Raw genomic sequence first — 13,110 nt, 5'->3', positions numbered from 1 at the left:
ACAGATGAAAGAAACAGAATTTTTACAAGAATTAAAAGAAATTAACCTTTTGCAACAAGCATTAGGTATTTTGGACTGGGATACACAGACAGGGATGCCTGAAAAAGCCAGTGAATACCGTAGTGCTGTTGACAGTTACTTGTACAGCCTTTACTTTGCGAAAAAAGTAGGACCTAAAATCGAGGAAGCACTTGCTTATTTTGGCGAGCATCCAGAAGAATTGTCTGAAGTAGGTCAAGCCGCATATCGAAAAGTGAAAGAAGACTTTGAACTAGAACATAATGTGCCTCAAGAATTGATGACAAAATATAGCGCAGCAATTTCTTCTGCGCATGGTCAATGGCAAAAATCACGAGAAACAAAACAGTTTGCTGATTTTGAATCAGCGTTGACACAAAATGTTGAATTGACTAAAGAGCTGATTCCTTATTGGCAAAAAGACGAAAAGACGCCTTATGACGTGCTGTTGAATCAGTATGAACCAGGCATGACTGTTGAAATTCTAGACAAAGTATTTGCACAATTAAAAGATGGAATCATGTCTATTCGTGAAGAAATTAGTGAAAAAGGAATAGAACCTGAAACCAGTTTTCTTTCACGTAAAATGACGAAAGAACAACAAAAGCGATTCGTTGTGGGCGTTATCGAACAATTAGGGTATGATTTCAGCCGAGGACGTTTAGATGATACAATCCATCCATTTATGACTGGAATCAATCCCAATGATGCACGAATCACAACTCGTTGGAATGAACATGATTTTCAAATGGCTGTTTTTGGTGTTATCCATGAAGCAGGTCACGGAATGTATGAACAAGGTATTGACGATAAATATGCGTATACACCCGTTTATCAAGGCGCTTCAATGGGCATTCATGAATCGCAATCTTTATTTAACGAAATTATTGTTGGAAGCAATCGAAGCTTCTGGGAAAAACAATATCCTTTCTTCCAAGAATGTGCAGAAGGGGCATTTGCTGATATTGCGTTTGCTGATTTCTACCGCTCATTGAAACGTACACGAGCAAGTTTGATTCGCATTGAGGCAGATAGTTTAACTTATCCTTTGCATATTATTATTCGTTACGAAATTGAGAAAATGATTTTCAATGAAAATTTAGCAATTGCTGAACTTCCAGAAGTCTGGAATCAAAAATACGAAGAATATTTAGGTGTTCGGCCAACCAATGATCTGGAAGGAATCCTTCAAGATGTCCACTGGTCAGGTGCAAGCTTTGGCTATTTCCCTTCATATGCTCTTGGGTACATGTATGCAGCGCAACTATTACATGCACTAGAAAAAGAATTGTCAATTGATGAGGTTTTAGCTTCAGATGACTATTCCCCAATCAAGAAGTGGATGGAAAAACATATTCACCAATATGGGGCTTCAAGAAAACCAAACCAATTGATTCAGGATGCTACAAATGAACCACTAAATCCTAATTATTTGATTGAATATATGCGAAACCTATACTTCGACGTGTACCAAGTAAACTAAAACTGGAAGTCTGGAACATTGCTTCATTTGTTCCAGACTTTTTCTGTTCGATGAATTTGTTAAAAATGAGGAGAAAAATTAATGTGGGGGTAGAAAAATGGGCGAAAAACTAAAAAAGATAGCTGCGTATAGTTTCAATCAATTGAAAAATGATCAAACAGGTCATGGAGAAGACCATACGAAGCGAGTTGTTCAGTTAGCAACAGATATCTTAGCAACAGAACCAACTGCTAATCGAGAAATTACCTTGGCGGCGGCTTATCTTCACGATACGATTGATGATAAAGTTGTTTCTGATGAAGCACAGGCGAAAAAAGAATTAGTTACTTTTTTAAAAGAGATTGATTTAACCGAGCATCAAATCACCGCAATTTTTTCTATTATTGAAAATATGTCCTTTTCTAAAAGTCTTGGAGAAAATGCTGAAGAATTAACGATAGAAGGAGAAATTGTTCAAGATGCAGATCGGCTGGATGCATTAGGTGCAATTGGAATTTTGAGAACAGCTTATTTTGGTGGTGGACATGGTCATCCCATTCATGATCCTGAGATGCTGCCACAAAAGTATGCGAACAAAGCCGATTATCGTAAAGGTTCCACCGTTATCAATCATTTTTATGAAAAGTTATTTTTATTGCCTGCACAAATGAATACCGTTTATGGAAAAACAGAAGCGCAACGTCGTGAACGATTTATGCGTGATTTTTTAAAAGAATTTTATCAAGAGTGGGAGAAAACAAGTGATTAGTGGAGTAAATGAAGTTTGTTAACTAATTATTTATTATGTAAACTTAGGTAAAAAACAAAATACCACGTCAATTATCGTAGTATTTATGTTAGTAAAAAGCTAAGAGTTCTTTTTCTTAAAACTTGTTAAGCGACGATAGCCACGAATCAGATTTAAGAAGAATAAACAACCAGCTACAATGATTGGTAACCAGATCAGATAAACTGGATAACCGATTTGAGCGGAAAGTGTTTGTGACGAAATGTTCTGCAGTTCAGTGGCGGCTTGCTGCCATGTTTGAAGGTTGAAAACCATCATGAAGCCGGAAATAATCAACAAAATAAAACCTAGATAATGGATTTTGGTTTTTTTGCGTAGATACGCAAATCCTAAATACAGCACGAATAAAAAAACTGGAACTCCAAAGACAAAATAGAAATTCAGCACTTCGACACCCCCTCGTATACCATTTATGATACTTCAAATTGGCTGAATTGAGAAATAATAGCGTCGTTGCTTGATTAAGCATTGAAATGCTTGATAAAATGTATGTTGATACTCAAGAAAATTTATAAAAAGTGTGGTGGGCTGTTATGGCAAGTTATATTGAACCAATTCGGTTTGCATTATTTGTATTTCCATTTTTAGCACTAGCAATTTCGTCGGTCTTCTTTATTTATGAATACCGTAAATATGGAACATTTCTCTTATATCGAGGTGTTATTCTTTATTCTTTTGTATTTTACCTATTATGTGCATATTTTCTAGTTATTCTACCATTACCAGCAAGGGAAACGGTGGCTCAGATGACAGGACCTAAAATGGAGCTAGAGTTGTTTGCTTCATGGCACCATTTTTGGAATCAAACAGTATTAAACATTCATGATCCGAGTACTTATTTAGCTGCGATGAAACAAAGCGTCTTTTTAGAACCAGTGTTTAATATCTTATTGCTGGTACCTTTTGGGATTTATTTAAGATATTATTTTAGATTATCTTTTGCAAAAACAATCATTGCAAGCTTTTGCTTATCGTTGTTTTTTGAGCTTACACAATTAAGTGGTCTGTACTTTATTTATCCTAGACCGTATCGCTTGTTTGATGTGAATGATTTGCTTCACAACACGCTGGGGGGCACACTAGGTTATCTTATAGCACCAATTTTCACTTTCATGTTGCCGACGAGAGCGAGAATGGATGAGATATCTTATGAGAAAGGTCAAAAAGTTTCCTTAACAAGAAGATTGGTTGCATATTTGATTGACTGGGTATTTTTGGGAATACTAGATAGCGTCATCTCTATTTTGCTACAATTAATGTTCAAAAAAGATGTCGTTACGACGAACAGTGAGTGGATTTTCCTAGAAGTTTTCTTGTATTTTATCGTTTTGACTTATCTAACAAATGGTAAGACACTTGGAAAAAAAGTTGTACGCATTCAAGTTGTGGAAGAAAAGAAAGAACGGATTTCTTTTAAGGCATTGTTGATTCGTTATAGCTATCTCTATTTCTTGTTTTATGGTTTGAGTTGGGCAATTCAATTTTCACAACAAATCATGGACCAATCAACTGGTGTACTGCAAATGACGGCGATTTTTGTTTTTATGGGCTTGATGTTTGCTCAAGGAATTTTTGTCTTGAATCTCGTACTTTCGTTTGTGAGGAAAAAAAGTGTCTTGTTTTATGAAAAAGCAAGTCACACCTACACCATCAGCACGATCAAAAATAAATAAATTGAAAATTGCTGATGAAATCTGATGAGATATTGTAAAGAAGGCGCGAATCACTGTTTGAGAATAAGAGAGCAAAAATCATGCGGCTGTGTTATAATGCCAAAGTCGTGAAAAATTAAAGAGAAGAGGTGCATAGATGAATAATTTTGATAAATTCAACTTTCAACCATTTATTAACGAAGCATTGACAGCAAAGGGCTTCGTGCAACCAACGGAAGTACAAGAAAAATTGATTCCATTGATTGCCAAAGGAAAAAATATTGTTGGTCAATCACAAACAGGTTCTGGAAAAACACATACATTTTTATTGCCACTATTTAATAAAATTGATGCTACAAAGGAAGAAGTCCAAGTAGTCATTACTGCTCCAAGTCGCGAATTAGCTGCACAAATTTATAAGGCCGCTAATCAGCTTGCACAATTTTCATCACCAGAAATTCGTGTCAGCAATTTTGTTGGTGGAACGGATAAGCAACGCCAATTGGATCGTTTACGTCACCAACAACCACATGTCGTAGTCGGAACACCAGGTCGTATTTTAGATATGATGAATGAACAAGCGTTGAAAATCCATACAGCATTTGCGTTTGTTGTCGATGAAGCAGATATGACATTGGATATGGGATTTTTAAATGAAGTCGATCAAATCGCAGGTCGTTTACCTGAAAAAGTTCAATTTTTAGTATTCTCAGCAACAATCCCAGAAAAATTGCGTCCATTTTTGCGTAAATATATGCAAAACCCTATTATCGAAGAAATCAAACCAAAAGCAATTATCTCTGAAGATATTGAAAACTGGTTGATGTCGACGAAAGGCAAAGATAAAAATAAAATGATCTATCAATTATTGACAATTGGTCATCCGTATTTAGCAATTGTATTTGCAAATACGAAACAACATGTTGATGAAATCGCAGATTATTTGAAGAAAAAAGGTTTGAAAGTTGCGAAAATTCATGGAGGCATCACTCCTCGCGAACGTAAACGCGTGATGCGCCAAGTACAAGATTTAGAATTTCAATATGTAGTAGCAACCGACCTTGCTGCACGAGGAATCGATATTGAAGGGGTCTCACATGTGATCAACGCAGAGATTCCTGAAGAGACAGATTTCTTCATTCACCGTGTCGGTCGAACGGGGAGAAATGGTCTCAAAGGAACGGCAATCACGCTTTATTCGCCAAGTGATGAACAATCAATTGACATGTTGGAAACGTTAGGTGTCAAATTTGAACCGAAAGAAATCAAAGACGGCGAAATTGTGAAAACTTATGACCGAAATCGTCGAACAAAACGCGAAAAATCAAAAGACACATTGGATCCAACCTTGATTGGGTTAGTGAAAAAGAAAAAGAAAAAAATCAAACCGGGCTACAAGAAGAAGATTGATTGGGCGATTGCTGAAAAGAACAAACAAGAACGTAAAATCGAACGTCGACAACAGTCACGAACAGCTCGTAAAAATAAAAAAAGTTCACATAAATAAAAAGGTTGTGGCTCCAAGCGCTCAGCTTCGAAAAAATAATGAAGAACTGACAAAAATAGCTGCTTATGTTTTTGGACAGTTATGAATTATTTCGAGAAGTTGCTTGAGAAACACCGTGAAAGAGGATGTGGCGCAAAACGATTTGCTCCGACAAGATAGCGTGGAAGCACACAAAATAGCAGTCCACATTTTGAAGTGAATGCAACCTTTCTTGAGGAGTTGTTTTGAGAACACCGTGAGTAAGGTTGTGAAGAAAGTGTTCAACTCCAATAAATAAAAACAAATTTTTGTGAAATTTAGGCTTATTTGGAAGGAGTTACTTCTTGAACACCGTTTATTCGTAAAAAAGAGTCTGAGACAAAAATATTCAAGAAAAAAACCGTCTAAAATTCGTTTTTTGAAAACGTTGATTTTAGGCGGTTTTAATATTGAAATCAGAGTTAAGGACAAACAGATTTTTTAGATTTGTCTAAGTTTTTTTATACTGTTATTGAGTTAGCTAATCATAAAATTTTTTCCATGCCTACACAAAGAATGCCATCTTCTTCAAAAGGTGGCGTACAGGAAACATACCCACAGCGTTCATAAAATGACTGCGCTGTTAACTCAGCGACTAAATAGCTTAATCGACAGCCATTATTTTTGGCAACTTGTTCTGCCTTGAACAACAGTGAACGTCCAATGCCTTTTTTACGGTAGGGTTTTGCCACACAAAAACGATCAGGCTGAAAACATGTTTCGCTTTTCAGTTGATAACGTAAAGTCGCAACAGGAATTAGATCATCAAGGAGCAAAAAATAATTTCTTTGATTGGTATCGAGTGCATCAAACTCCCATTCTGGTGGAATATGTTGTTCTAAAACAAAGACTTCATAGCGAAGTGCGAAGCTTGCTGCTTGAATCCAAGTATCATTACCAAAAAAGTCGTTCATGAATCTTTTCCTCCAATCAACTCTTTTTATTTATCGTAACACAGACGGAGAGCAGCAAAAAGAGCCAAAATAGAAAAGCTTTATTGACAGATATCTGGGAAGTGCGTATACTTAACGAGTACAAAAAAGGACATGATTTGTTTTTAGGGGCTCACAGAAAATTCTTTCTAGGCTGAAAAAAGAATAGTTACCAATCAAATTGCTCCCTTTTTTCTTTTGATAGAAATATCAACGCAACTCAGCGTTATCGAGTTTAAGAGGTAATGATCAAACATCATTGCAACCAAGGTGGTACCGCGAGTTTTCGTCCTTGGCTGTAATGGTGTTTTTTGTATTGAAAACAACGAGAGAAGGTAATGGAATGAAACAATTAAGTAGTGCACAAGTTCGTAAAATGTTTTTAGATTTTTTCCAATCAAAAGGACACACAATCGAGCCAAGCGCCTCATTAGTGCCAGTTAACGATCCAACTTTGTTATGGATCAACTCAGGAGTAGCAACCTTAAAAAAATATTTTGATGGTTCAGTTGTTCCAGAAAATCCAAGAATCACTAATGCACAAAAATCAATTCGAACAAATGATATTGAAAATGTCGGAAAAACTGCTCGCCATCACACAATGTTTGAAATGCTAGGAAACTTTTCTATCGGAGATTATTTCAAAGAAGAAGCAATCCACTGGGCATGGGAATTTTTGACAAGCCCTGAATGGATGGCCTTTGACCCTGAAAAGTTATATGTTACTGTCTATCCAAAAGATACGGAAGCAAAACGCATCTGGCACGAAGAAGTGGGCTTACCTATGGATCATATCATCGATGTAGAAGATAATTTCTGGGATATTGGTGCCGGTCCTTGTGGTCCCGACACGGAAATCTTCTATGATCGTGGAGAATCTTATAATGATTTAGCAGAAGATGATCCTGAAAACTATCCTGGTGGCGAAAATGAGCGTTATTTAGAAATCTGGAACTTGGTATTTTCTGAGTTTAACCACAAACCAGACAACACATTTGAACCACTACCACATAAAAACATTGATACGGGCATGGGATTAGAACGCATGGTTTCTATCGTTCAAGATGCACCAACGAATTTTGAAACAGATTTGTTTATGCCAATCATTCATGCGGTTGAAAAATTAAGCAACCAAGTGAAGTATGGTGAAAGCCCAGCAACGGATATTTCTTATAAAGTAATTGCTGACCACATTCGTGCATTATCTTTTGCAATTGGAGATGGCGCTCTACCTTCAAATGAAGGACGCGGTTATGTATTACGCCGTTTATTACGTCGTGCAGTTATGCATGGTAAAAAATTGGGAATCAATCAAGCTTTCTTGTATAAATTAGTTCCAGTTGTTGGAGAAATCATGGTTAGCTACTATCCAGAAGTGTTACAACAAAAAGAATTTATTGAAAAAGTCATTCGGACAGAAGAAGAACGCTTTAACGAAACAATTAATGAAGGTCTAGATATCTTGAACCAAGTGATTGAAGAGGTAAAAGCAGCAAACGGAACGACTTTAGCTGGTAAAGATATCTTTAAGCTTTATGATACTTATGGTTTCCCAGTAGAATTAACTGAAGAAGTAGCGGAAGACGAAGGTTTGAAAGTCGATCATGCTGGCTTTGAAAAAGAAATGGAAGCACAAAGAGAACGTGCCCGCTCTGCAAGAAGCACGGAAAAATCAATGGGCGTTCAATCAGCATTATTAACGGATATCAAAGTGGATAGTAAATTTATTGGTTACACAGAAGTTGAGGCAGACAGCAAATTATTAGTAATCGTTCAAGACGAAGAATTACTAAGTGAAGTAACAGAAGGCGTTGCTCAAATGATTTTTGCTGAAACACCTTTCTATGCAGAAATGGGTGGACAAGTTGCTGATCAAGGTTGGATTTTAAATGATGCACAAGAAGTGGTTGCAACAGTTACAGATGTTCAAAAAGCACCAAACGGTCAATTTATGCACACAGTAACAGTCAAATCACCAATGCAAGAAGGTACAATCTATCATTTAGCAATCAACGAACCAATGCGTAATCGAATCATTAAAAACCATACAGCGACTCACTTATTGCATAAAGCGTTAAAAGAAACATTAGGTGAACATGCAAACCAAGCAGGTTCATTAGTTGCACCTGGACACTTACGTTTTGACTTCACTCACTTTGGCCAAATCACAGCAGATGAACTAGTTCAAATGGAACGAATCGTCAATGAAAAAATTTGGGAAGCTATTCCAGTTCAAACAATCGAAACAGACATTGACACAGCAAAAAATATGGGGGCAATGGCCTTGTTTGGTGAAAAATATGGTCGTGAAGTCCGCGTCGTCAACATTGGCGAATGGTCAATCGAACTTTGTGGTGGGACACACGTATCAAACACAGAAGACATCGGTATTTTCAAAATTGTTTCTGAATCAGGAATCGGTGCTGGCGTTCGTCGTATCGAAGCTGTTACAAGTAAAGAAGCTTACGAACTACTAGAAGGTGAGGAGCAACAATTAAAAGAAGTTGCAGCAATCGTCAAATCACCTCAATTAAAAGAAGTAGTTGCAAAAACAGAACAATTACAACAACAATTACGTGAATTACAAAAAGAAAATGAAAAATTAGCAAGTAAATTAGCTAATCAACAAGCCGGAGACATTTTCAAAGAGTCAGAAACGGTTGCTGGAAAAACATTGATTGCTTCACAAGTGAAAGTGAAAGACATGAATCAATTACGTCAATTAGCAGACCAATGGAAACAAAAAGCAATTTCTGACATTCTTGTTCTGGCAAATGAGCAAGACGGAAAAGTTAGTTTGTTAGTGGCTATGTCGAAGGAAGCAAATGAAGCCGGATTAAAAGCTGGGGACTTAATCAAAGCAATCGCACCGAAAGTTGGCGGTGGCGGCGGCGGACGTCCAGACATGGCACAAGCAGGCGGTAAAAATCCAGCAGGTATTCCAGATGCATTAGCCGAAGCAAAAAATTGGTTGCTTAACCAATAATCATTTGTTAAAATTTAACGTTCAAAGATAAGCAAGACTTGGAGTGCTATTGAAAAATAGCCATTCCAAGTCCGCTTGTTTTTTTGTGTCTATTTTAGGATAAAGGTAAATAGTTGACGAATGAGCAAGAACTTTTTACGATGAAAAGAAAAAGGTGGGGTTTAAGATGAATAGTAGAAATAAAACATTTCGTTTAGTATTACGCGCAGTCTTGTTAGCAATCATTCTTGTTCAAGCAATGGTTCCTTGGCTGGGCTTTATTCCGTTAGGGTTTATTAGCTTAACAATCATCCATATTACAGTTATTGTAGCAGCCGTTGTATTAGGACCTAAAGATGGCATGCTGATTGGCTTGTTCTGGGGAATTGCGACTATTGTTCGCGCGTTTGCCATGCCGACGACTCCCTTTGATACGTTAGTCTTTACGAATCCAATCATTTCAGTGGTCCCACGGGTACTTGTTGGTTTGGTCGCTGGTGTTATCTTTCATTGGATTTATCGTAAAAATCAATCTGTGGTGATGGGGGCTGCTGTTGCAGGAGTACTGGGTTCCCTAACGAATACTTTACTTGTTTTAGGTTTTATGGGAATGTTTTATACAAGTGCGACTGCCAATGCTTATGGCGTGGACACATCACTTTTATTTAAAACTTTGATCGGAGTTGCGGGAATCAATGGTGTTCCAGAAGCAATTGGGGCAGGAATTATTACGCCGCTTCTTGCTAAAGCACTCTTTGCGGCGACTCCTTTGAAACCAGAATAAAAAATTTAATTGAGAGCAGATCTTTTCAGATAAGGGAGTAAGAGTGTGACAAGAAAACAAACGACAGAAAAAACAACGAGTAGAGAACGAACGAAACAAGGAATCTTGGCAGGTGTCTTAGGCTTGATTTCCAATTTGATTTTATTTGTTTCCAAATTTATGATTGGAATCTTATCAGGTAGTGTGTCAATCATGGCAGATGCAATCAACAGTTTGTCGGATACTGCTTCCTCTGTGTTGACCTTGATTGGGTTTAAGATTGCAGCTAAACCAGCAGATAAAGAGCACCCATATGGACATGAACGGTTTGAATATATCAGTGGATTATTTGTGTCAATCATTATTTCTTATGTGGGATTTACATTTTTAGAATCTTCTTTTCAAAAAATTATCCATCCAGAAAATGTTATTTTGACACCAGTTGTCTTTTTAGTCTTGGTTTTTTCAATTGGTTTGAAGTTTATTCAAGGGAAAATGTATAGTCGAATCGCAACAAAAATTGATTCGAATGCTTTGCGAGCTACTTCAACTGATAGTTACAATGATGTATTTACAACGTTAGCGGTTTTGATTTCAGCGGGTATTGAATGGTTGACTGGATGGAGAATCGATGGCTATATTGGATTTGCATTAGCATTATATATTTTGTATAGCGGTGGAATGATGGTTCGTGACTTTGTCTATGAGTTGATGGGTAGCCGACCTACAACAGAAGAAATCGAAGAAATGGAAGATTCGCTGAATAATTACGATCAAATTTTAGGTTATCATGATTTGTTAGTACACAATTATGGACCAAGTAAACGATTTGCATCTGTTCATATCGAAGTGGATGATAGTTTAGATTTGAATCAGGCGCATCGTATTGTTGACCGAATCGAAAAAGATTTCAAAGAACGTTTAGCAGTTGATTTGGTTTGTCATTTAGATCCTGTTCCAGTGAGTAATGAACGTTATTTAGCGGTATTACAGACATTGCGTGAAATTGTTGCAACTACAGCAGAAGGACTTAAAATTCATGATTTTCGTGTGATAAAAGAAGGGGAAATTTTGCAATTTGATGTGGTTGTTCCACAGAAATGTCATTTTTCTGATGAGAAATTGGAAGAAATTATTCGGGAGCAAGTCAAGCAGAAGATTGGGAAGTATCAGGTGGAGATTACTTTCGATCATAATTATTTGTTGTGAAAGGTTGTGACTCCAAGCGCTTAGCTTCAAGCAATAAGAAAACTTTTCTAAAAATAGTTCCTCATATTTTTATGAAAAGAGGGCTTATTGCCGAAGAAGCTGATTGGGGAACACCGTGAATAAGGTTGTGACTCCAAGCGCTTAGCTTTGAAAAAATAAAGAGCGACTGACAAAAATAATCTTTCATATTTTGAACAGTTGAGAGTTATTGCGAGGAGTTGTTTTGAGAACGCCGTAAATAAGGTTGTGGCGCAAAACGCTTAGCTCTGACAAGCTATATCGAGGAGTTGTTTTGAGAACACCGTAAATAAAGTTGTAGCTCCAAACATTTAGCTTTGAGCAATAAGGAAACTTTTCTACCAGTTAAATCGTAACCTAAGGAAGTATCTTAATAACCTTGAAAAGTTTATTAAAAGACCGAAAACGATGGAGTTTAGTAAGCTTCATCGTTTTCGGTCTATTTTTTTGTTTGTTGGAGTTGTTTTTTTAATGCTTGTCGAGCTAGATTATCGGCACCTTTATTTTTACTTTCAGGAATCCATTGTAAAAGAAACAAAGAGAACGTTGGAAGAAGTGATTGGATTGCTGACAAGTAGGGCTGGAATAATTCGTTAGTTGTAAAATTTTTATCAATGGTGGAAACTAACGTTTTACTATCTGAATAACAAAAAATCGTTTCAGCGTTTAATTCCTTTTCCTTTAAAATTTCTAAAGTTTTTAAAAAGACTTCGAATTCTGCTTCGTGATTTGACCCATCAGAAAGAGGAACAGCTAGCTGTTCATAACGATTTTCTCCAAGAATCACGATGCCACCACCACTTGGACCGGGGTTGCCTTTTGTCGAGGCATCAATGTATACTCGTAACATGAATATCTCCTTTTTAAAATAAAGTAATGTTATGATATGATTATAGCATTATTACTTATCATGCGAGGTTAGACAATGAAAAAAATTATTCGCTGGCAGCCAGAATTGGCACAGTCGATCATTTATTGGTCATTGACGTTGATTATTTTCTTTTTCAGTTTGATTTTGTCACTTGAAAATACAGGACCTTATTGGAAAAGTAATGTAGTTATGGGCATTTTTGCTGTGTTTTTATTGCTAGGGTTACGTCGATCGTTTGTACTAGAAAAAAATTCAATCAAAATTCGCTATGCTGCTTTTTGGAAAGATAAAAAATTAACGTTACAGCAAGTCGAAAAGGTAGCTCCACATGATCATGGCTTGGAGTTAAAATTAACAGATGAGTTAGAGCCGACAATCTATTTATTACGTGCAAAAGATCGGGTACCCGTTCGTAATTATTTTGCGGGAACTTCACAAGAAGTATTTGTTGATCAGTCACGAAAAGATAAATCAAAGGATCAATCAAATAGTTCTCATAAACAATGAGAAAAAGGAGTTGAGGGCTTTTGTCCGCGACTCCTTTTTGGGTTACTAAAAGTATAAAAAAAGTTGAGACAAGTTTTCCTTGTCTCAACTACAATTTCCTTGTTCATTTATCATTGAATGTGATTTTAATTGAATCAATTAACTTAATTTCTTAACATGAGCTGCTTGTGTTCCGCGATTGCCTTCAATAATCTTAAACTCAACGGCTTGGTTTTCTTCCAGACTCTTAAAGCCATCTTCTTCGATTGCGGTAAAATGGACAAAAATCTCTTCCGTCTCATCATAACTGATAAATCCGTATCCTTTTTTATTGTCAAACCACTTCACGATTCCCTGGGTCAAAGCACTCACGACCTTTCTTAAAATCTACCATAGCCACA

At 36.7% G+C, this 13,110-nt stretch carries 12 protein-coding genes; 8 read left to right on the top strand and 4 right to left on the bottom strand.

Annotation, left to right across the window (positions count from 1 at the left end; translation table 11 throughout):
- The first annotated feature begins 4 nt into the window (after positions 1 to 4).
- The gene (locus IGJ93_RS07245) at positions 5 to 1,501 is read left to right on the top strand and encodes a carboxypeptidase M32 (RefSeq protein ID WP_430596892.1); all 1,497 of its coding nucleotides are present in this window, start codon (positions 5 to 7) and stop codon (positions 1,499 to 1,501) included.
- A 97-nt stretch (positions 1,502 to 1,598) separates the two neighbouring features.
- Positions 1,599 to 2,249 carry an HD domain-containing protein gene (locus tag IGJ93_RS07240; RefSeq protein WP_393968547.1) on the top strand — a complete coding sequence of 217 codons (651 nt, stop codon included), beginning with the start codon at positions 1,599 to 1,601 and terminating at the stop codon, positions 2,247 to 2,249.
- A 99-nt stretch (positions 2,250 to 2,348) separates the two neighbouring features.
- Here the strand turns inward: IGJ93_RS07240 and IGJ93_RS07235 are convergent, their stop codons facing one another.
- Complete coding sequence (locus IGJ93_RS07235; protein WP_071868972.1) at positions 2,349 to 2,675, bottom strand: hypothetical protein; 327 nt, start codon at positions 2,673 to 2,675, stop codon at positions 2,349 to 2,351.
- 146 nt (positions 2,676 to 2,821) lie between these two features.
- Here IGJ93_RS07235 and IGJ93_RS07230 point away from each other — a divergent pair, with 146 nt between their 5' ends.
- The gene (locus IGJ93_RS07230) at positions 2,822 to 3,961 is read left to right on the top strand and encodes a VanZ family protein (RefSeq protein WP_067482284.1); all 1,140 of its coding nucleotides are present in this window, start codon (positions 2,822 to 2,824) and stop codon (positions 3,959 to 3,961) included.
- Positions 3,962 to 4,097: 136 nt separating this feature from the next.
- Positions 4,098 to 5,447, top strand: coding sequence for a DEAD/DEAH box helicase (locus IGJ93_RS07225; RefSeq protein WP_270346689.1), 1,350 nt, complete (start codon positions 4,098 to 4,100; stop codon positions 5,445 to 5,447).
- Positions 5,448 to 5,950: 503 nt separating this feature from the next.
- On the opposite strand, the gene IGJ93_RS07220 is transcribed toward IGJ93_RS07225, so the two are convergent.
- Positions 5,951 to 6,379 (bottom strand): GNAT family N-acetyltransferase, encoded by a 429-nt coding sequence (locus IGJ93_RS07220; RefSeq protein ID WP_270659934.1) that lies wholly within the window; start codon positions 6,377 to 6,379, stop codon positions 5,951 to 5,953.
- Positions 6,380 to 6,740: 361 nt separating this feature from the next.
- Between IGJ93_RS07220 and alaS the strand changes: the two genes are divergently transcribed.
- From alaS to IGJ93_RS07205, 3 genes are all read left to right on the top strand, one after another.
- Positions 6,741 to 9,383: an alanine--tRNA ligase gene (gene alaS, locus IGJ93_RS07215; RefSeq protein WP_270659935.1), complete on the top strand. Its 2,643-nt coding sequence runs from the start codon at positions 6,741 to 6,743 to the stop codon at positions 9,381 to 9,383.
- Between the two features lie 166 nt (positions 9,384 to 9,549).
- Positions 9,550 to 10,146: an ECF transporter S component gene (locus IGJ93_RS07210; protein ID WP_067482276.1), complete on the top strand. Its 597-nt coding sequence runs from the start codon at positions 9,550 to 9,552 to the stop codon at positions 10,144 to 10,146.
- Positions 10,147 to 10,191: 45 nt separating this feature from the next.
- On the top strand, positions 10,192 to 11,334 hold the full coding sequence (locus IGJ93_RS07205) for a cation diffusion facilitator family transporter (protein WP_270492645.1): 1,143 nt from the start codon (positions 10,192 to 10,194) through the stop codon (positions 11,332 to 11,334).
- A 457-nt stretch (positions 11,335 to 11,791) separates the two neighbouring features.
- On the opposite strand, the gene IGJ93_RS07200 is transcribed toward IGJ93_RS07205, so the two are convergent.
- Positions 11,792 to 12,202, bottom strand: coding sequence for a ribonuclease HI family protein (locus IGJ93_RS07200; RefSeq protein WP_071868967.1), 411 nt, complete (start codon positions 12,200 to 12,202; stop codon positions 11,792 to 11,794).
- A 75-nt stretch (positions 12,203 to 12,277) separates the two neighbouring features.
- Between IGJ93_RS07200 and IGJ93_RS07195 the strand changes: the two genes are divergently transcribed.
- Entirely contained in the window at positions 12,278 to 12,730 is a 453-nt protein-coding gene (locus IGJ93_RS07195) for an EbsA family protein (RefSeq protein ID WP_071868966.1), read from the top strand.
- A 138-nt stretch (positions 12,731 to 12,868) separates the two neighbouring features.
- Here IGJ93_RS07195 and IGJ93_RS07190 read toward each other — a convergent pair whose 3' ends face one another.
- The gene (locus IGJ93_RS07190) at positions 12,869 to 13,072 is read right to left on the bottom strand and encodes a cold-shock protein (protein ID WP_067482445.1); all 204 of its coding nucleotides are present in this window, start codon (positions 13,070 to 13,072) and stop codon (positions 12,869 to 12,871) included.
- Positions 13,073 to 13,110: the final 38 nt, after the last annotated feature.

The sequence above is a fragment of the Enterococcus sp. DIV0174 genome, from assembly GCF_050529065.1.
Lineage (GTDB): Bacteria > Bacillota > Bacilli > Lactobacillales > Enterococcaceae > Enterococcus_B > Enterococcus_B thailandicus.
This window is presented reverse-complemented; position numbering and strand designations above follow the sequence as displayed.

Bases quoted from the DNA above. Each gene is read 5' to 3' on its own strand.
- IGJ93_RS07195 (WP_071868966.1), top strand. From the start codon at position 12,278: ATGAAAAAAATTATTCGCTGGCAGCCAGAATTGGCACAGTCGATCATT.
- IGJ93_RS07210 (WP_067482276.1), top strand. From the start codon at position 9,550: ATGAATAGTAGAAATAAAACATTTCGTTTAGTATTACGCGCAGTCTTG.
- IGJ93_RS07245 (WP_430596892.1), top strand. From the start codon at position 5: ATGAAAGAAACAGAATTTTTACAAGAATTAAAAGAAATTAACCTTTTG.
- IGJ93_RS07230 (WP_067482284.1), top strand. From the start codon at position 2,822: ATGGCAAGTTATATTGAACCAATTCGGTTTGCATTATTTGTATTTCCA.
- IGJ93_RS07200 (WP_071868967.1), bottom strand. From the start codon at position 12,202: ATGTTACGAGTATACATTGATGCCTCGACAAAAGGCAACCCCGGTCCA.
- IGJ93_RS07240 (WP_393968547.1), top strand. From the start codon at position 1,599: ATGGGCGAAAAACTAAAAAAGATAGCTGCGTATAGTTTCAATCAATTG.
- alaS (WP_270659935.1), top strand. From the start codon at position 6,741: ATGAAACAATTAAGTAGTGCACAAGTTCGTAAAATGTTTTTAGATTTT.
- IGJ93_RS07220 (WP_270659934.1), bottom strand. From the start codon at position 6,379: ATGAACGACTTTTTTGGTAATGATACTTGGATTCAAGCAGCAAGCTTC.
- IGJ93_RS07225 (WP_270346689.1), top strand. From the start codon at position 4,098: ATGAATAATTTTGATAAATTCAACTTTCAACCATTTATTAACGAAGCA.